The organism is Microcoleus vaginatus PCC 9802 (genome assembly GCA_022701275.1).
GTDB classification, from domain to species: domain Bacteria; phylum Cyanobacteriota; class Cyanobacteriia; order Cyanobacteriales; family Microcoleaceae; genus Microcoleus; species Microcoleus vaginatus_A.
This window is the reverse complement of the sequence record CP031740.1, coordinates 2476815-2497405: the sequence shown is the minus strand read 5'-3', so window position 1 is coordinate 2497405 and position 20591 is coordinate 2476815. Positions and strand designations below refer to the sequence as shown.

General features: G+C 45.9%; 13 protein-coding genes and 4 pseudogenes. 3 read left to right on the top strand and 14 right to left on the bottom strand.

Annotated features, from left to right (window positions below; all coding sequences use genetic code 11):
* Positions 1-6 precede the first annotated feature (6 nt).
* The 6 genes and pseudogenes from D0A34_10250 to D0A34_10225 all read right to left on the bottom strand — a co-directional run bounded on the left by D0A34_10250 (position 7) and on the right by D0A34_10225 (position 10061).
* Positions 7-5499 carry a response regulator gene (locus tag D0A34_10250; GenBank protein ID UNU19195.1) on the bottom strand — a complete coding sequence of 1831 codons (5493 nt, stop codon included), beginning with the start codon at positions 5497-5499 and terminating at the stop codon, positions 7-9.
* A gap of 549 nt (positions 5500-6048) precedes the next feature.
* Entirely contained in the window at positions 6049-6360 is a 312-nt protein-coding gene (locus D0A34_10245) for a hypothetical protein (GenBank protein UNU19194.1), read from the bottom strand.
* A 348-nt stretch (positions 6361-6708) separates the two neighbouring features.
* Positions 6709-7020: a hypothetical protein gene (locus D0A34_10240; protein UNU19193.1), complete on the bottom strand. Its 312-nt coding sequence runs from the start codon at positions 7018-7020 to the stop codon at positions 6709-6711.
* A 161-nt stretch (positions 7021-7181) separates the two neighbouring features.
* Positions 7182-8335 (bottom strand): annotated as a pseudogene (locus D0A34_10235) (ISL3 family transposase).
* Positions 8336-8492: 157 nt separating this feature from the next.
* Positions 8493-8690, bottom strand: a complete 198-nt coding sequence (locus tag D0A34_10230) for a hypothetical protein (protein ID UNU19192.1) — start codon at positions 8688-8690, stop codon at positions 8493-8495.
* 78 nt (positions 8691-8768) lie between these two features.
* Entirely contained in the window at positions 8769-10061 is a 1293-nt protein-coding gene (locus D0A34_10225) for a hypothetical protein (GenBank protein UNU19191.1), read from the bottom strand.
* Between the two features lie 137 nt (positions 10062-10198).
* On the opposite strand from D0A34_10225, the pseudogene D0A34_10220 reads away from it, so the two are divergent.
* Positions 10199-10402, top strand: a pseudogene (locus D0A34_10220) (pyridoxamine 5'-phosphate oxidase family protein).
* A gap of 95 nt (positions 10403-10497) precedes the next feature.
* Here the strand turns inward: D0A34_10220 and D0A34_10215 are convergent.
* Entirely contained in the window at positions 10498-11370 is an 873-nt protein-coding gene (locus D0A34_10215; protein ID UNU19190.1) for an alpha/beta hydrolase, read from the bottom strand.
* 402 nt (positions 11371-11772) lie between these two features.
* Here D0A34_10215 and D0A34_10210 point away from each other — a divergent pair, with 402 nt between their 5' ends.
* Positions 11773-12267 (top strand): GAF domain-containing protein, encoded by a 495-nt coding sequence (locus D0A34_10210; protein UNU19189.1) that lies wholly within the window; start codon positions 11773-11775, stop codon positions 12265-12267.
* Between the two features lie 37 nt (positions 12268-12304).
* Here the strand turns inward: D0A34_10210 and D0A34_10205 are convergent.
* The 7 genes and pseudogenes from D0A34_10205 to D0A34_10175 form a co-directional block, all read right to left on the bottom strand.
* Positions 12305-12469: pseudogene (locus tag D0A34_10205) on the bottom strand (ATP-binding protein).
* A 4-nt stretch (positions 12470-12473) separates the two neighbouring features.
* Entirely contained in the window at positions 12474-12794 is a 321-nt protein-coding gene (locus D0A34_10200) for a XisI protein (protein UNU19188.1), read from the bottom strand.
* Entirely contained in the window at positions 12782-13198 is a 417-nt protein-coding gene (locus D0A34_10195; GenBank protein UNU19187.1) for a fatty-acid oxidation protein subunit alpha, read from the bottom strand. The genes D0A34_10200 and D0A34_10195 overlap by 13 nt, the downstream gene beginning before the upstream one ends.
* Before the next feature lie 223 nt (positions 13199-13421).
* On the bottom strand, positions 13422-16382 hold the full coding sequence (uvrA, locus tag D0A34_10190; protein UNU19186.1) for an excinuclease ABC subunit UvrA: 2961 nt from the start codon (positions 16380-16382) through the stop codon (positions 13422-13424).
* Positions 16383-16446: 64 nt separating this feature from the next.
* A pseudogene (locus tag D0A34_10185) lies at positions 16447-16899 on the bottom strand (aspartyl protease).
* Positions 16900-17020: 121 nt separating this feature from the next.
* Positions 17021-17647 carry a 7-carboxy-7-deazaguanine synthase QueE gene (locus D0A34_10180; protein ID UNU19185.1) on the bottom strand — a complete coding sequence of 209 codons (627 nt, stop codon included), beginning with the start codon at positions 17645-17647 and terminating at the stop codon, positions 17021-17023.
* A 223-nt stretch (positions 17648-17870) separates the two neighbouring features.
* Positions 17871-18569, bottom strand: coding sequence for an SAM-dependent methyltransferase (locus D0A34_10175; protein UNU22238.1), 699 nt, complete (start codon positions 18567-18569; stop codon positions 17871-17873).
* A 953-nt stretch (positions 18570-19522) separates the two neighbouring features.
* On the opposite strand from D0A34_10175, the gene D0A34_10170 reads away from it, so the two are divergent.
* Positions 19523-20293, top strand: coding sequence for a hypothetical protein (locus D0A34_10170; GenBank protein UNU19184.1), 771 nt, complete (start codon positions 19523-19525; stop codon positions 20291-20293).
* Positions 20294-20591: the final 298 nt, after the last annotated feature.

The window sequence follows — 20591 nt, the reverse complement described above, 5'->3', positions numbered from 1 at the left end:
AACCAATTACCCTATTTGCGATCGCAACTTTCCCGTTTCCAATTCCGTCTCAAAAGCCGCCCGCACCTTTTCCCACTCCGCTTGGGCTTCCAACAGGCGATCGCGCGCCGTACTCACATCAAAAACCTGTTCCCCTCCAGACTCAACCGCCACGCGACCCATATACTCCAACTCCTTGCAAACAGCAGAAAAAGACACCGCTCCTAAATTGGCGCTACTCGACTTCAGCGTGTGAGAAGCCAGCTTCAAACTATCAGCATCGCCGAGAAAAATAGCCTCCTTAATAGTTTCTAAATGTTGCGGTGCGTCTTCCAAATATATCTTAATCAGCTCCCCCAAAAAATCTGGGTCTTCATCATCGTCTAGCTCGCGGAGATTTTGCAAAATATGAAAATCAATCGGCGAATCTGCTCCCGGTTGAACGCTCGAAGATGCCGTAGTATCCCTGTCAACTTGATCAGAAATATCTTGATTGTTTTGCTCAGTAACCGCATCCAATTCATCCCGAATCAGAGGTGAGCACTTGCTCAAGGCGATCGCCAACTCTTCCCGGCGTACCGGCTTAGTAATATAATCGTCCATACCGGCTTCCAGGCACTTTTCGCGATCGCCCTGCATCGCATTAGCAGTCATTGCAATAATTCTCGGCTTCTTGTTAGCAGGCCATTCCTGACAAATGCGGCGCGTCGCTTCCAACCCATCCATGTTCGGCATCTGCACATCCATCAGCACAACATCGTAAGATTGCCGCTTCAGCGCCTCCAAAACCTCCAACCCATTAGCTGCAATATCAGCCCGATATCCTATCCTGTCGAGTAAATGCGTAGCGACTTTTTGATTCACCACATTGTCCTCAGCCAGCAAAATCCGAATCTGACTAGAATTAGCTGCATCCTGTCCGGCAGAATTCGCCGCAACCTGCCTCAAAACAGCAGGCGTCCGCTGCACGCGGTGCTGTTCTTGAGAATTTTCAAAATACTTCAATCCCGAAGTCAAAGTCGCCACATTTGAAACTTCTCCCCTGCCGCTTCTGCCAGTAACATATCCAAAAACTTGCAGCAACACATTATAAAACTGGGACTGTTTTAAAGGCTTAGTTAAAAAAGCAGAAAAATGTACTTCTGTAGTTTCAAGTTTTTTCCAAACTTCCGCCTTACTTAAATAAGTAAACAGCACCAAAGGTAGTGCTATTTTGCGAGTGTTTTTAACGATGCCATTCGGATTTAGACCGTCGCCGCCGGACAAATTGCTCAGCTCAAATTTCCGAATCTCCACAGCCAAAGCCACACCGTCCATATCTGGTAGATTCATCGCCAAAATAGCTAAATCGAGCGGCGAGTCTCCTTTGATGATTTCCAAAGCCTCAGCACCCGAAGTTACAGCCACGGGTATCATTCCCCAAGACTCTGCCTGCCGGATCAAAACTTGCCGATTAATGGCATGATGCTCAACAATTAACAAGCGCTTACCAGCGGCAAATTCGGGCCTTTTTTCCTCAGCCCGGATGTCATTCGCTTCAGCAGTCACCGTGAAATAAAAAATCGAACCCGAACCCGATATCGACGGCGGAGTAAATTCTGCAGGCGACCTTCCAGCGATACTTTGTCCGATCGCAGAAACGGCCGGTTGAGACTTAGAACTTCCCGGAGTAACCTGGCTGACAACCCACATTGTACCGCCCATCATATCGCTCAAACGCTGGCTGATAGCCAATCCCAAACCCGTCCCGCCGTAATGTCGCGTTGTCGAAGCATCCACCTGCGAAAAAGCTTTAAACAGGCGATCCATCCGGTCTGGCGGAATGCCAATTCCCGTATCTTGGACAGCAAATTGAATCTCGTATTGTCTGCTACGTGCCAACTCTCCTTGGTTAATTGCTAGCGGTTGTGGCGCTAGAATATTAATTCTATCTGGCGAACTGTTAGCAGCTACCTGTTCAATTTGCCTAGCCGTACAGCACACCACAATTTCTCCAGATTCTGTAAACTTAACTGCATTGCCCAGCAGATTTACCAAAATTTGGCGCAGCCTCGTGACATCTCCTAAAATGTTTTTCGGAACAGAATCATCAATAAAGTAAGCCAGCTCTAAACCTTTTTCTGAGGCTCTCGGAGCCAGTAATTCCAGAGATTCTTCTATACAGTTTTGCAGCTCGAAGGGGCTGCGTTCCAAATCCAATTTTCCAGATTCAATCTTGGAAAAGTCGAGAATATCGTTAATAATAGTCAGCAAAGCATCGCCGCTGGTACGAATTGTCTCCACAAAATCCCGCTGTTCAGGAGTTAGTTCCATATCCAGCAGCAAGCCGGTCATCCCGATTACCGCATTCATGGGAGTGCGGATTTCGTGACTCATAGTCGCTAAAAATTCGCTCTTAGCTCTATTAGCAACTTCCGCCGCTTGTCGTGCTTGATCCAAAGCTTCATTTTGCTCGGCTAACTGTCGCTGTCGCTGAACTTCCGTTTCTAAAAGTTGTGCTTGAGCTAAGGTAATGCCCACTTGAGCGGCCACATCTTCTAAGAGTTCAATTTCGTCCGGATTCCACTGGCGAGTTGCATCGCACTGGTGCAAAGTAATAATTCCATTTGGTTCTCCTTGATAGGAAGTGCGAACCGCCAACATAGATTTTAATCCGATGCGGCGGCACATCGGCCCCGAAGATTCCAGCAAAGGATCGGCAAACACATCGGGAGATGCCAAGGCTATATCTTCAGCGAGGAGTTTTTCGGTGTACGGGTTATAAGTGACAGAAAGTTCTAAATCTAAAGCCGATTCGTGACCGGGTTCTAAGTATTCCGCAACGCAAGGAAGGTGGGGATAAGGTTCGGAAAGATAGGTATGAATTGTACAGCGATTGACACCAAACACGCGGCCGATTTGGGTGGCGGTAGTCTGAAAAATTTCTTGAGTATCTAAGGTCGAGCGCACTTTTTGGGTAATTTGTTTGAGTAGTAAAACGCGCTGGTACTGACGTTGCAAAGTTCGCTCTCGCTCTTCGCGGGCAATTTCTGCGCCGATGTAATTGCCCATCAACTTTAAAATTTCAAAATTCAGCGGTTTAAAAGGAGATTTAGTGGTGCGGGAAGTAAAGCTCAAAGTGCCAAAAATTCGTCCTTGCACTATTACCCTCGTCCCCACAAAAGCCTCCAACTTGCGGACGCTGTAAGCGGGGTGGTTGCGCCACTGAGTAGTGCCGGCTGATTCGACAGAAATAGGTTCACTCGATCGCAAAACCTCTCGCTCAAAGGTTCTGCTCAAAGCAAAACCGTCTCCTTTAGCAAATCCAAAGGGAAAATCTTCCGGTACATAAGCCGCAATCACTTCGTAGCGATCGCCCAAAACCCTGCCCAACAGCCCGATATCCATCCCAAACTGACTACAGCCCATTGCCAACAACCGGATCGTTCGATCGTCAAAAGAGCCTTCCGAGGTCACCATTACCTCGTAGAGCGATCGAATTGCCCGCTCGCTTTCCCGCAGATCCTCAACTCCTTCGAGGCGGTTGCAGACATCGTGCAAAGTCCCGAAAATTCCCGCTATTTCGCCTTGGGAATTCCGCCGGACTTGGGCAAATAGTTCCACGGAAACAAAGCCGGAATTACTCTGAATTCCCAAGGAGTTTTTCCCCGAAACCGACTTGGACTTAAATCGCAGTTCTCGGCGTTCAAATTCCGACTTCCCCGACAGCAAAGACTCCAATAAATTTGCACATTGCTCGCGCTCCTCTGGATGCACCCACTCTAAAAAATTAGTTTCCAAACTTTCGGACACCGAAAAATTCGTAATTTCCGTCCAAGCGCGGTTGATAAATTTCCAAACCCCCGCCGCATCTATGTGGAAAATTACTGTTGCTTTCAAAGAGTCAAATAGATGGAATTGTTCTCGATCCTGCTCGCGGTTTTTGAGTTCAAACTGCTTGTTTGGAGTAATATCTGTATGAGTTCCTACTACCCGCAGCGGTTTGCCGGTAGCGCTGCGTAAAACTTGACCTCGGTTCAGCACCCAGACAGTGCTGCCGTCTTTACAGTACATCCGATATTCTGCTGCAAAATCCGGTGTCTTTTGGGCGAAGTGTTCTTCTAAAGCTGCCTTTACCGAGTCAATATCATCTCGGTGGATGCGACTCCACCATTCCGATCGGCGATTCGAGATTTCCCCTTCTTGGTAGCCCAGCATTTCTTGCCACCGGGCCGAATAAAAAAACTCATCTGTTTCGAGGTTCCAATCCCAAATCCCCTGATTGTTGACTGCAGGGGGGAGATTTGGTCGCTCTACGAAACTGTGGTGAGAAATTTCAGCCATCTCGTGGCTATTTGCTGGTGTCCGCTGTATTTCTGCAGAGAGTTTTTTGTATTGAGCGTTGCTAGATTCTAGCTGGCGCTGCAAAGCGATCAAGCCAGAATGCAGAGATTTTGAATCAAGCGCTTGTAAAAGGATAGTTTTAGGATTGATAATCCCGATCGGGTGATTTGTTTCGTTGATGACTAATAAAGGCAACTGGCAGTAGTGTTTTTGCAGCAGCGCGACGGCTGCTTCGAGGGTAGAGTGCGATCGCACCAGCGGCGGCGAACTGCTGCAAATTGATCCCGCTTTAATTTTGTTAGAGTCTCTACCCAGCGCCTGCAACTGCACAATATCCCGCGAACTTACCACCCCAACCAGTTTGTGAAGGTTGGGATTTGTAAATTTGGAATTGTGAGCCGCACCAGTCGAGTGTTGATCGGGGGTTTCAGTGATTAATACATAACTAACATTGTGTCTAAACATCAGTTGCGCCAAATAGCGAACCGAAGAATTAGAAGGAGCGTGAATTATTCGTGAGGCTGCTATTTGAGGGATTTGATAAAGTTTAATTAAACTTGCGGGTAGCTCTAATTTCTGATTCACAATTGGCAGCGGCGGAGGGAACGCGAAAGCCGCAGGTGGCGAGGCGCTGCTAATTGCTTTTGGTGTGGATTCCCCAATTCCCTGCAACATTTGCACCAAGCTTTGAGAGCTAATTAAACCGACAAGTTCTTCAGCCTCGCTGACGATCGGCAAATGGCTGATCTGACTTTTCTCCAAGAGATTTGCTAAGGCAAAAAAGTCGGGAATTTCCGATTCTCGGGCTACAGTTACGGTTCGGATCATGATTTGCTCGATCGCAAATCCCCTCAAAGCAGCGCCGATCGAATTTAGCTGTACGACATCTCGCGCTGTAAAAATTCCCAGGACTGTCTGGCTGCTCGGATAGGGAGCTTTTGAGCCGTTGAGACGCAGCCCGTTGCCTCCTGCGTGTACCGCACGCGGTACACCGTTGTAGAAACCCGACTGTTCCCGCGATTGTGGGGAAGTCCCGTTCATGGGATTTCCAAGTTGAGAATTGTCGCGCGGTTCTACCACGAGGACGTAACTGGCTCCTGTGCTACTCATCAGCTCGATCGCCTTTTCTACGGGCGTCTCAGGGGTGACGGTGAGGGGATTGCGGTTGATGACCTGACTGAGGGAGGGAATAAACATCAGGGGGCATAAAAGTGATATTTGTTGGAAAAACCCGATCGCAAGCAGCAGATTGATTGAGAGGCTTTGCCCGCGAGATTTCCAAGCGCGCTCAAAGTTTCTGTACGATTAAACTCACCCCTACTTCCAGCATCTTGGCATTTAAAATTAATTCCGTGCCATATCCTGATAATTGACGGCTTCTGACTTTCAGAACCAATGCTATCTGCCAGACGGCGGACACGAAGGCGGGCAGGCAATTCCTCGCCTAGCCTAACTGCTGCGGGTTTACGAGCAAGAATTTCTGGGATTGTCTAGACTGCACCCTACTTTCTGGCCCTCAACGGAACTCTCGCTCGCATTCTGTTTGAGGCAAGATACCTGCACGCTACCAATTTACCAGCGACAGGAGGGGAATCACAACAGGACGACTTAGGTATGGTAACTGTGCAATTAGGGGTTCAAGGGTTCGAGGGTTCGAGGGTTCGATGGCCAAATAGGCAGAAAATAAATAATTTTGAGCATAACTAATTCTATCTTATCTCAATTATGGCCCAGAGGATTTGAGCTTCAATTCTGGCGATCGAACTTGATGAGAATAGCGCTGTTCCCCGCCCGTGCAAAACTCGCATTTCCGCCCTTCAGCCTTAAGCGAGTAACAACCTCATCCATTTTTTTAGAACTGAACTCCCGCACCGTACCATTACCAGTTTTTATCAGAGCCGAAATATCAGCATTAACAGTGTAAGATGTTGATCGGTCATTGACAACCAGCAAGTAAACATTCTTGCTAGCATCGACAGTTGCAACTGCCATTAAATCCGAACTGTTAGTGATAGCAAAAAATGTATTTTTACCGCCCTGCAATGCCCTAATTCCCATCCGTCAAGCATAGTAGCCCGCGCGCCGTTTTCCCTCATCACCTAGCAAGCCTTCTGGCAGTCCCGGCTTTCCCCAGTCGTACAAACAGAATATGTGACTGCCGTAAATATAATTATCCCCCGGTTGGGAACCTCGAATCAAATTCTTAATCAAATTTAAAGCTCAAGATAAATCGCCGTAGCTAATCTCGTAACTGCCCCATTCTCCTACCCAAAGCTGCGAGTTAGCGCGGACAGTACCGTTCATCCAGCGGCGCACTTTGCGGGTCAAGTTAGAAATATATGCATCGTAGTTGTGGACATTGACTGTATCGAAATAATTCGGTATTTCCTGCAAAGCACTAGCTGGTTAATTGCTGCCTCCTACGGTTTTCGGGCCGTGGATGCGGTAAGTGCGCGAAGGCAAATAAGTTTGGTAAACAAAGTCGATCGCATCTTTTGCCACCTTAACCAATTCAAAATAGTCAGCCCTAGTCCCGCCCCAACCCTGATTGCGATTATCCGGTTCGTTGTGAATTTCCCAATCATCAACGCGGTAATCATTGCCAACATTCAGCCAATAAACCGTAGCAAAAACGTCTTCCCACCACTCATTCCAATCTTCTCCTGTGCGCGGCGGATTCAGTTGCAGCGCCCAACTCGGCCGCCAGCTATTATCCACATTACGAATACTGACAACCGGGCGAATATTTGCTTTTTTTAGAGTATTAAAAATCGTCCTGGCATTGCCTTGCCAAACAGTACCGGGTTCTCCCGACCACCAATAATCGCTACCCTGGGGCGGATTAGTCGGCTCTCCTGAGTTTATGGTGATATTTTTATCTAATTAGAGAAGCAAGCTAATAGGCGTTCTCGAAAATTATCAAAGTTTGAAAAGCCATACCCTTGTCGCATAATTAACTTAATTCGATTATTTATCCCTTCCATCACTCCACTTGTTGTACGATTAAGAAAGTAGTTACAAATTCCTTCAAAATGATTGACAATAGTCGAACATGATTCTTTAAAAAATATCCTCGCATAATTCACCCAATTCTTGAACTTTGTCTGGGCTATTTTGACAGTCATATTGGTCTCGTATATTTCCCGAAACTCTTCTTTCATCTCATAAGCAATTCTTAAGCATTCTGATTTTTCCAATGTGATTGCTAACCTTTCGATTTGGTCGGAATTAAGGTTGCTTCGATTACTCAACAATAAATATTTGCTGCCTTTATCTGTGATTCCTGTTGCGCGACGCACCTTATTCAAGTCTTTATTAACTGCTTTCATCACGTGAAAACGGTCAATAACAACTTGTGCATTTGGGAATACTTGTTCTATAACTTTTGGAAATCCTCCCCACATATCAACACTCACTTCTTCAACTTGTCCTCGAACCTCTAATGGTTGCCTTATAAGGACTTCAATTATATCCTGTTGACGGTGAGAGTCAATCATTTCAATCAAATTACCCCCCTCAATGTCACTGACAACAGTTACCAAACTTCCTTTTCCTTTGCGCATACTTATCTCATCTATACTGACTCGTTTAACTGAGTCCCAACAGCTTTTTTTTGAGCGGAATTTACATGAGTAAAAATACCTTTAATTTCGTCATAACTCAATCCTTCTTCTCGCCCAATTTGTTCCATGCTTGACTGTTGAACACGCGCATAAATATTTTGTTCGTATCGTTGAGTATGCCGTCTTTTTTTGTCCAAAAATTCTAATTTTTCTGTAACGTAACGTTGACAGCTAGCACAGTAAAACTGCCGACGAGGTACTTGTAAATACACAGAACGACCGAAAACTGACAAATCTCTGGCTAATATAGGTCGATTCTGATGGAGTTCTTCTGTATAATTCTCACAGTGAGGACAAACTATTCCTGATGCTAAAGCACTGAGGCGAAAGTAAATTTGTCCTTCAATTTGAGTCCAAGTTTCAACCTTGACTCCAGGCAAGTCTAATAGATAGTCTAAATGAAAGCTCATCACTCTAACTGTATTGGTTGATCTATTTTACACCATAAACTCAGGAGAGCCGATTAGTCATAATCTGATCCCAGTGCGCCCAATTAATTATATTTGGATTTGCCTGAATTTGGCATATTTCTGGCCAGCCGTATTTACCATCATCATCTTCGGGTTCCTACCGGGACATCCCGCCGTAAATGCGGTAGGTATTAATTCCCAACTCTTGCAAATCTTTGATGTCGAAATTGATATTGCCCTCGACTGCACCGATGTAGCGAGTGCTAACACCCGCAGCAGTACCGGAAAATTTAATTGTTTCGATGTTTTGAGCAAAAGTAGTCGTGACGCTGAACAACCCTATGCCAAGAGCCATTAAAATGGCGATGGTAAAATTCCGAATAATTGTTTTCGATAACACTGGGTTAATAACTCATGACAAACTGCCTAATACCTACTGACTAATTAACTTCAAGCGACGCTGAAGTTCGCCCGCCGCCGTAGCAATTACGACCGCCAATATCGGGTGCAGCGGCTCACTGTAGCGAACTTCTGCATAAGTGAGCGCATGAATCACAGTAAAATATCCACAGACTAGCAACAGTGGCAAAAACTCCCGCCAGCGATGCCGCAAAACTATCATGCCCAAAGCAGCAAATACAGGCAAAATTCGTGACGCTAAAATGCCGACAATCCGTTGTGGCGAAAAGACTGACCGCATTGCTTCCACATTAAACATAGCGTGATCAGGCCAATCACTTATAGGGTTTCCCAACCAGAAAAAAACTGCCTTTTGCAAACAATACCAGAGATAGACAGCAGGCTCGCGGAGGATGGAAGCGATCGCCCGTTTGGTAAAATAGCGATCGCCCTCAATTGTAAAAGGATCGTGTCCCCCATTCCGAGCCGGATTTAGTTCTTCCTGCCAAATCTGAACAATATGGCGTTTTGGCAGTTGTTCATAAGCCAAATGATAAAACTCTGGACTTCCTTGCCACAGCAGCGCCGTAGAAACGCTGTAAAGCAAAAAAGTTTTGTGCGTTCGATAATTGTGGTAAGTCCAAGGTGCAGTAATAATGATAATTGCGCCCAAATAAGCAAGAAACAAAGCTACCTTACGCTTCAAATGCCATTGGCGCGGCATCAATAGTGGCACAATTGCTGGAAGCAACATCGCTGTCGGCCGACAAAGATTTGTAATTGCCAACAGCGCACCTGCTAATGAAAAATTTTGCCACTGCGGCTGTTCCAATGCCCGCAGCAGACCCAGCACTGTTAAAAGTATTAAAGGCGCGTATAAAACCTCTGTTTGCACCCGGCTGACATGAAAAATAAGGGAGGGATGCAGCACAACTAATCCAGCCGCTACTAAGGAACTTTGAGCGCCAGTAAAACGCCGTGCTAGGATAAAGGTTAGCGGGATGATTGTCGTCCCCAAAAAAGCTTGTACGTAGACTACAGATGCGGGAGAACGACCAAAAATTGCATAGCATGCAGCCACAAAAAATGGATAAATTGGTGTCCGGCCCGGCCACTCAAAAAAGTGACCATTCAGCAACCAGTATGCCAAACCCTCATAGCCCGATTCATCCCCTCTGAGACGGGCGGGAGTATCGGGGAGAGTTTGGTTGGTGCCCCACGCCAAATAAAGGCGGGATGCCAGTCCCAGCAGCGTCAGACCAATCAGTACCCAGAGAATTATGCGGTGGTTTCTTGGCTGCTGCGCTGCGGAGATGTCTGGTGTCATAAAAACTGACTGCGAAGATTTGATTTGCTTGCTCCCAATTTTTTAGGTTGGGAATGGCAAAAATTATATCATTTCACCTTCCATCTTTTTGTTGGAGAATTGATGTTTTTATACCACAGATTATATTTATATTTAATGTGAACGGGCGAGCAGAACGCCTCACGGAACAGCCAGACATCGATCGCGCGATGCAATTGGTCAAAGAACACAACCCCACGCTTTCACCCGCCATCAATCGCACCTAGATTGACTCGCTGGGACGTGCGGAGGTAATTGCAATCTACCCCATTCACCCCAGCGAAATGAGCGGGCGCACGACGGAGGGCATCAGCAGTCGGTGAATGTCTCTGGTGGCATGGGAATAATAATTTTCTGAGTGAATCGCGATCGTCCTACTCCCAGGCTCAGTAGCATTCCGATCAAACTGGATATGATATTAAATCAACTTACTTGCCAAAAAATCTCTCATGTACCGATTCACTAACTGCGGCTCTTCCTGGTGTACCCAGTGGCTGCAATTGGGAAGGTACTGAATCTGAAAATCCCGCACGTAATCTGCGGTTCCATAGGTTAACTCTTTGCCGAGGGCGACATCTTTTTCTCCCCAAATCATCAGCGTCGGAACTTGCAGCACGCTCCAATTCTGGCGATCGAGAAATCCGCGAGCAATATTGCGGTAATAATTGATAGTAGCAGTCAGAGCGCCCCGTTTGGCCGCCGCATCTTTGTAAGCTTCGATATCTGAGGGGCTAAAGGTGCTTTTGTTAACTGCCATACCTTCCAAAGCAGCCGAAATTGCCTGATAGTCGCCCAACTGAATTAACAACTCCGGCAAAACTGGCAACTGAAACAAAAAGATGTACCAACTTCTCAGCAATTGTTGGGGAGTGCGTAACCCTTCAGCAAACTTTGCCGGATGTGGTAGATTCATCACAATTAATTTATCTACCATTTGGGGATAAGCATAAGCAAAATTCCAGGCGATCGCGCCTCCCCAGTCGTGACCAACTAAGACGCAACTTTCATACCCCAAACCCTGAATAGTTCCTTTGACATCTTGCACAAACTCTGACATCACGTAAGCAGATTTATCCTGAGGTTTGTCGCTGTCATTGTAACCCCTGAGATCCACAGCGACAACTTTATAATCTGATGCAAATTCCGGGATTTGATGCCGCCAAGAATACCAAAATTCAGGAAATCCGTGCAGCATCAGCATCAGCGGCCCAGAACCTTGAGTGACATAGTGCAGTTTAATGCCGTTCGTAGCGATAAATTCGTGTTTCCAAGCAGCTTCTAGCACTGACATATTTGATGCTTCCTCTAGCTTTCGAGAAATCTTAGCAATTACTCTCTTTGAGAGGAACCAACTTTAGGCAGATCTAGCAATTCTCCCAGCACTTGTAAACTCTTCCTTTTCTGTTCCTGGGTGGAACAGGCGTCCCGTCGGTGGTTCTTAGCAAAAGGGCTGCGTAAAAAAAAGCCGTAGCACGGGCGAGGGCTAGACGCCATCGCCCCTTTCCCGAAAAGATTGCTATCTCAGGCAAAATAATAGTATAATATTGCTGGCATATCAACAACTGTCAAGCCCAAAATTACTTCTTTTTGAGCGCGCGAAAATCCCGAAGCGCAACATTTTGAGGTGTTGGGATGCTGCCAGTTCAATAATTAAGATCGGGCGAGTGTACCAGGAATTAAAGGAGTTAATACTATGTCGGGCGATCGGCTGCAAAACATTGTTAACCGCTTGACAGATCGTCTAAAGCGCGACGTATTAGTTGAAAAATCCCTCTACGACATTCGAGAAATTTTGCAGAGCGATCGGGCAGTGCTTTATCATTTTTACAAACAGTGGCAAGGTCGAGTGACTTACGAGATGTTGAGTGCGATCGAACTCTCAATCTTGGGTTCAACAGGGCCAGACGAGTGTTTTAACCACGAATACGCTGCTTTGTACGAAGCCGGCAGAGTTAAATCAATTACAGATATTGAAGTAGAACCAATCCACGAATGCCACCGAGATTTCCTGCGTAGCCTGAAAGTTCGTGCCAATTTAGTTGTGCCAATTTTAACGAACAAAGGACTGTGGGGGCTGTTAATTGCTCATCAGTGCAGCGGGCCCCGCACTTGGTCGCTGTCCGATATTGAATTCATGCAAAAACAAGCGCAAAATATGGCCATGTCTCCCACAATTCAAGATAGTTAATATCGCATCTACTATTAGTACATAATATACCAGGATTTCACCCTCGAATTACTGTAATCGATCGCCCCATTGGAGTAATATGAATCTCAGTGTTCAACCGTTCTTCGAGTTCGGGTGCATTCTCTCGGCGATCGAATATTACCAACCAACCGGAATCTTGTCCCAATCTAGCCAGATATCCATCTAACTGTTCCAAACCTTTGTCTCTAGGAATAGTTGGTGGCAAGGAGTTTTCGGATGCTGGGGGAGCGAAACCCAAGAATGATATCTTGAGGAGACACGCCGCGTTCAATCAGTTCTCGATCGATGTAGATTTCGGTACTGTTGTGTTGAACCCAGATTTGATTTTCGATGAGATCGAGCTGCATGGCACACCCATAGATGCGATATTCGTCGCGCCATTCGTTGTGCATCACGAGATATCTATCGCGGGCAATATCGAAGATTAACTGAGCATTTGCGTCATTTTTAGAAAAGTCTTCGAGAAAGTCACAAACAATTTTGCGGTATTCGTTTAGTCTATCCATTGGTCGATCGCCTCACGAGTTGGATTGTAAATAATTAGTCGGATTTCATAACGTTCGATGACAGTTTTTGCAGGTTCAAATCTGAGAAACATTTGGTAGGTATCAGTGGGCACTGCCAGATACAGTATACGTTCTGGTTCGCTAGAGACTTCGAGGGCAATGCGATAGTTGAGGAATTGACCGAGGGCGGTGTGGAATTCAGAAATGGTGGAGCCACCTGCAAAACTTTTGACTTCTACAGCTATTTTACGTCCTTCTTTTTCAGCGGCGATCGCTTCTTCGGCTGCAAGATCGATGTAGACATCAGCAACACCATAACGTAACTGGTAGGGATCGTGGGTTATCTTCCAGCCCTCTTTTTGTAGGGCGATTTTGACCGTGTTGTGGAAGAGATCCTTTGCCATTTTTAGATTTTACCCAAGGATTTACATCGGACACTATTAGTACATATTATACCCGAATGTTACGCACCAATAACTGTAACCGATTGCGCCCTTGGAGTAGTAGGAATTGCAGTTGTAAGGTGCGTCAGATATTTTAACTCTCAATAATCAATCGTTCTCAAAGCTCACCTGACGCACCCTACAATTTGATTTTAGTATGCCAATTGCATAATTCCTGTTACTATTAACTAACGGCTACAGCCTCCCCCAAAGGATGCTGCTGCAAAACCGCTTGCAAATACTTCCCAGTATAAGACCTCTGATTTGCCGCCACATCCTCCGGCGTCCCCGCCACAATAATTTCGCCGCCCTTATCTCCCCCTTCCGGCCCCAAATCGATCGCCCAATCGCAGCACCGAATCACATCTAAATTGTGTTCGATTACCAAAATTGAATTCCCCTTATCCACCAATCTTTGCAGCACATTTAACAAATGGTGAACATCATAAAACGACAAACCTGTCGTCGGTTCATCAATCAAATAAAGCGTCTTCCCAGTAGCGCGGCGCGACAGTTCTGTTGCCAATTTTACCCGCTGCGCTTCGCCCCCAGAAAGCGTCGGCGCCGGCTGTCCCAACTGAATGTAACCCAAACCAACATCAACCAAGGTTTGCAGTCTAGCGCCCGCCCGGGGAATATTTTTAAACATTTCCAAAGATTCCTCTACGGTCATGTTCAAAACATCAGAAATCGACTTCCCTTTGTACTTAACTTGCAGCGTTTCCCGGTTGTACCGTGCACCCTTGCAAACCTCACACTGCACGTAAACATCGGGCAGAAAATTCATTGAAATCACGTTCACGCCTTGGCCACCACAAGCTTCGCACCTTCCCCCTTTCACGTTAAAAGAAAACTGCCCCGCTTTGTAACCTCTTGCCTTCGCTTCAATGCTTTCGGCAAACAAATCCCGAATCACGTCAAAGACTCCCGTGTAAGTAGCGGGATTAGAACGCGGAGTGCGGCCGATGGGAGATTGGTCAATTACAATTACCTTATCCACCACATCCTCTAGAGAGCGTTCGCCTTTAGTTTTGAGGGCGTCCATATCGGGCGGTAAAGGCACTTTTTTGGTGATATAGTGTTGCAGCGACGGGTACAGCAATTCATTGATTAAAGTGGATTTGCCCGAACCGGAAACCCCGGTCACGCAGACGAGTTTTCCGAGGGGAATTTCCACATCGATATTTTTTAAATTGTTGCGCGTCGCATTTATGATTGAGAGAGCTTTGCCGTTGCCTTTTCTCCTTTCACTAGGGGTTTCAATTACTCGCTTTCCCGACAAATAAGCCCCGGTCAAAGATTCCTCGGCCGCCAGCAAGTCTGCTAAACTTCCTTGCGAGATAATTTTGCCACCGTGAACGCCGGCGCCGGGTCCGATATCCACAATGTGGTCGGCCGCTCGCATGGTTTCTTCATCGTGTTCTACGACAATCAAAGTATTGCCTAAATCGCGCAATTTTGTTAAGGTTTGCAGCAGGCGAAAGTTGTCTCTTTGGTGGAGTCCGATGCTCGGTTCGTCCAAAACGTAGAGAACACCCGTCAAACCCGAACCGATTTGAGTCGCTAGCCGAATTCGCTGGGCTTCTCCGCCAGAAAGCGTCATTGCTGCGCGGTCTAAAGTCAGGTAATCTAACCCGACATCGAGCAAAAATTGCAGCCTTGCTTTGATTTCTCTCAGGGCTAAGTCGGATATTTGGAATTGCCGATCGCTCAATCCCAAATTATTTACTCGTTCGCGACATTCGCGAATCGAAATACTGGTTAAATCCACAATTCCGTACTGTCCCAACCGCACCGAAAGCGCCTCGGTTTTCAAGCGTTTGCCGTGACAAACCTCGCAAGAGCGATCGACCCGGTACTGTTCCAACTTCTGCTTGATCAAATCAGAACCAGTATCGTCGTACTGGCGCTGCAACATGGCAATCACGCCATTAAAATCTCTCCTCAAATCAGTGCTGCCCTCGCGCTTTTTACCTTCTGCGCTGCGCTTTTGCTCATTGCCGTACAAAATCACGCGCTGGTGTTCGGGCCTTAATCGATACCAAGGAGTGTCGATATCAAACCCGCAAGTATCAGCAATACTGCAAAGCAAAGAGAGATAATAGGAATTGTCTTTGTCTGACCAAGGCGCGATCGCACAATAAAGAGGCGCTTTCTCGTCGGGAATTACCAACTCCGGCGCAAAAGTCCGCAAACTCCCCAAACCGTGGCAGTTCTGGCACGCGCCGTAGGGCGAATTAAACGAAAATAACCGGGGGGAAAGTTCTTCCATTACTGCGCCGTGTTCGGGACAAGCAAAGTTTTCGGAAAATACGATCGGCCCCTGTGGTTCGGAATTTTCATCATTCGGTAACTCTTCAATAATCGCAATCCCCTCAGAATGGCGCAAACAAGTTGCCAGAGAATCCACTAAACGTTCTTCTAAACCTGGTTTTTTAATTAACCGATCGACAACTATCTCGATATTGTGCGTTAGATTTTTATCTAATTCGATATTTTCCGAAAGTTCTAAAATTTCTCCGTTAACTTTGACGCGAATAAATCCTTCCGCAGCTAAACTCGACAATAATTTGCGGTGAGTGCCTTTTTTTCCGCGCACAACTGGTGCCAGAAGGTGAAAGCGAGTGCCATCGGGAAGTGCCATGACTCGATCGCACATTTCATCAATTGTCTGCGGCGCAATGCAGCGATCGCAAATCGGACAGTGCGGTTCGCCAGCTCTGCCGTAGAGCAATCTGAGATAATCGTAAATTTCTGTAACAGTGCCAACAGTCGATCGCGGGTTGTGAGAAGTTGACTTTTGGTCGATCGAAATAGCCGGACTCAAGCCTTCAATCGCGTCCACATCCGGTTTGTCCAACTGTCCCAAAAACTGGCGCGCGTAAGCGCTGAGAGACTCGACGTAGCGGCGCTGTCCCTCGGCAAAAATTGTATCGAAAGCGAGGGAAGACTTACCAGAACCCGAGACACCAGTAAAAACGATCAGGCGATCGCGCGGCAGTTCCAGATCGATATTTTTCAGGTTGTGCTGTCTCGCACCGCGAACCCGAATCGTATTTTGGTTGTTAGAGTGAGAATTCGTCACATTATGCCCGTTGCGGGATGCACTTGGCTGGCTGTTTGAGGTTTTGGCGCGTTGGGACATGAGAGTAGTGCAAAACAGTGCTTAACCATCTTAGCGCTGCCGATCGAATTGCTGGCATCCAAACTCAAGAATATCCAAGAATTGTCAAATAAGTTTCCGTCGGCCCGTCGGGCAAAACCTTCAAACTTTGATGCTTCAAATCCACTTCAATTCCCAGCGCTTCCATCGGAATCACGCCTAAAAGTGGCGTTTTCCCCTCGGACAATTCCCAACACTCAAAAGTTTCTTCGCGCCCGCACAGACAAATCGAAGCATCCCGAAAAATCCTCGCCTCACTAATGCCCGTGGCTGTTTTCACAACCACTTGCTTGAGGATTTTCAAACCCTGTCTGGCGATGACATCTTTGGGTAAACACAAAGTTGTCGCGCCCGTATCCACCAAAACATTTTCTAGAGTAACAGACCTGACTTGCTAGATTGGAATCAGACCATCTTCTGCTTTAGCTTAATCCAGCCAATTCGTAATTACTACGGTTGCGATCACTTTTCCCATTGGGGTTTCCGTAGTTGTTTCCATTACGTTCAAATTATCATAAATTGCTGCTTTAATTATAGTACATATTCCCACATCTTGTAAGGCGATGCACTCCTTATTCTGCACCGCCCACCTGACGAATAGCTCGGGCTAAATCATCAAATTATTGCACGCCAATAAACTTGTGAGTTTGCAAAGATAGCCTGTAACTAGGATTTTGTTTCAGCAATTCCAAAATAATGGGAATCGCTAATTTTTTTGAGTTCCATTCTGGTTGCAAGAAAACCGGAATGTTCACATTATTTTCCAAATGCTTGTGATAAAACTCAACTTCTTCGCCAGTGCTAATCACTAACTTAATTTCATTTGCTCGAGTCCAAAAAAGCTCTTGCACCGGATATTTAGGATTGACGTGTTCCTTCGGAGAAAGAGTAATCCAAGCTTGTGGGGAAACATCCTGCCAGTAAGCACCCGAAGTTTCAATACTCACCTGCTTGTCAGCTTCTAACAAAGCTTCCACTAACTCAGGCAAATCGCGGTGAATGAAAGGTTCGCCACCAGTAATGACAACCCTCGGAGACTGCAATTGAGCGAGCAATTGTGCGATCGACTGCGGCACCGACGGCAAACCTTTGCCCCCATTTTCGTAGCCTGTGTCACACCAAGGACACCGCACAGGGCAACCGGCCAATCTGATAAAATCAACTAAAGTCCCCGTCCAGTAACCTTCGCCTTGAACAGTACACTGAAAAGTTTCGTGAATTGGTAATTTTAGTTGTAAATTAGACACCCGAAGTTACGCCTCAAATCAATTAATTACGTTGTTTAGATAGAATATTATTAAATTGTTATTCCTTCGCGGTTTGCAGCAAATAAAAACCGTCCTGAACGCATAAACGGGGTTTATGAAAAAAAATTATCCGTTTTATCCCAGAAGCTTGACTCAGAAACCCGGTTTCTTCATAGCTTTTCTATAAGTCCTTAGAAATCCACCACAAACCGCAAATAACTCTTTAATTATCCTGTTCCGGTTCCATCATAGTAGCCCAGCGGCGTTTCAATGCCAAAGTCAGCCCGTCAGCAATGGGGACAACACTGAGAGTAACTCTGGGATCGTTACGCAATTTGTCGTTAAAAGTACGAATGGCGGTGGTACTTTCGTCTTGTACTTGAGGGTCAGCAACTCGTCCTGACCACAGAACATTGTCAATTACAATTAAACCCCCATTGCGTACAAGTTGCAGCGATCGCTCAAAATAAGCCTCATAATTTTCTTTATCGGCGTCGATGAAAGCAAAATCAAAGGTTCCTGCTTGTCCCTCGGCTATTAGTTTGTCCAGAGTATTTATGGCTGGGCCCAACTGCAAAGAAATCTTATTAGCAACGCCCGCAGCTTCCCAATAGCGTCGTGCGATCGCAGTATATTCCTCGCTGACATCGCAAGCAATAATCTGACCGTTAGGAGGCAGCGCCAAAGCTACGCACAGCGAGCTATAACCAGTAAAAACCCCTATTTCTAAGGTTTTGGTCGCTCCCATAAGCTGCACTATGAGCTCCATAAACTGACCTTGTTCGGGAGCAATCTGCATCATACCCATAGGATGTTTAGCAGTTTCTTCCCGTAGTGAAGCGAGAATATCGGGCTCCCGCAGAGAAATAGATAACAGATAATCGTAAAGTTGATGTTCTAGGCCAAGAGTTGAGTTCGCCATCGGTTTGTCCTTGCTGCTCACTTTTGATTTTAGATTGTAGACGCGCTGTTAAGGGAAATTGGAGACTGTAGAGTTAATTTTGGCACCTATTTTGCTGTAGCTGATGACAGGTTGCAGTAGCAGTGTCTCGGTTACACAGAGGCAACTTGCAAAACGCGCGATCTACTTTCAAATCAGTTTATCTCAGCTACAGGTGATTTAGCACCTCTGGAAAATAAAAATGGATAGAGGGCAGCGTTTTGAGATTGCTGGGTTGCTAGCAGCGTGTAACGCCGTTAGTGATAGCAGTTCAAAAAATGAATGCAACTCTACACAAGCTGCAAAGTCATACATAATAAGCTATTGCCCATCTCAAATTTGAAATAAATCTCAAATGATATGAGTCGGGGAAAAAGTGACTTCATCCTGATCGCGAAGTAGACGAACTGCGAAAAACATAAGTATGTCATTGCCAGTTCAATGAAGCAATCCCAGAGGTTGTGATTCGTTTACATTTTGTTACATTGTCAAGTTTTTGTGTGTCGCTCTACTTAATCGCCAATGAGTAATTATTAAGGACTTACGCACTCCCAAACCAGCAAACCGTTTCATTTAAATATTATGGATGGGTTCAAGCCCGTGTATGTTCTTGGAACAAACCAGGCGTCTGGAAACCTTGTCTCCCGGAGTATTACTAATCACTAATAAACTGGGTTCAATAGGACGATTTCTTAACTGTCACACCTTATGAATCCATACCTAAACAACCTACCCCAAATCTCAACTACCTTCCACGATTGAGGTAGAGGAAGTATTTGTGGGAAAAAACAGGTTGAGCGCAACCCTTGGCCTGCATTGTTACTCATAACTAATGAACCGGGATTAATAGGACGCTCACTTAACTGTCACAGTTTATTACTCCAGACCTAAAGCACCTACCCACAATCAAAACAACATTCCACCAAGGCATCGCTATGTATTACACTTTCGCAGGTTTTGGTGCCGTCACAGGCATATTTTTGCTGCTAGTTTTTGCCATTCTCCAATGGCTGCACGTCTCGGCCGGCAGTTTTATTGATTGGGTAATTGCCATTGCTATTTTTGAATGGCTGTTGCTGATAGTTACAGTTCCCTGGAATATCCATTTTGAAGCTAAAGAAGTTTTAGCGCAAGCCGCAGAATCGACTAAAAAAAACATTGCTGTCGATCGGGAACAACTCCAATACGTTACTGTATTAGTTCGCCGATCGCTCTTTGCGGCGATCGCACTTCACCTGTTTAGCGCGATCGCACTTTACGCCCTAGCGGCCGCCGGAATTAGTGCTGTTGGCTATCTCAGTTCCGGTGCTGCACTGCTGTTAACTGTACTGCGTCCAGCTATCCGAGGTTATCAGTATTTAGCCCAGCGGCTGACAACTATCCGCAGCCAATTTTTGTACCCCCGCGAAGATATTGTCGAACTCCGCAGCCGCTTTGCAGGGTTAGAATCTACAGTTAGAAATTTGACCGCTCAATTAAATTCAGACGATCCGAATTCGTGGGCGGCTGTCCAAAATCGGGAACGGGAAGCTATCAGAAGAGAATTAACTACTGTATCCGCATCTCTACAATCTTTGCAAGCGACAAATCAGGCAGAACACACTAAACTCAGAAGAGATGCAGAAAGTGCGATCGCCCAACTCACCGATGACGGACAATTTCTCAACCATGTCCGCGAAATCATCCGCTTCTTTAAAGAATCGTAAAGTCAGACGATTTTAGATTAAAGAATTGAATAATTGGGAATGACTGATGACTATCTGGCTTGAGAACTGGCCTACCGTAAAATTCTGGTTCTAAACTGCTATCATTAGTCATTAGTCCAATTCCCAATCCTCAACCGGCAACTGCCAATTCCCTATCTTTAGATAGATGCCAAATAGTCGCAGATAGTAAAAATTTAAATAAAAACAGAATTTTATCAGTCTTCAGGAAGACTCACTCAAGGTATTTTCCCTAACAGCAATTTTTAGCCAACTATAACCAAAGATAGTTTGTGAATGA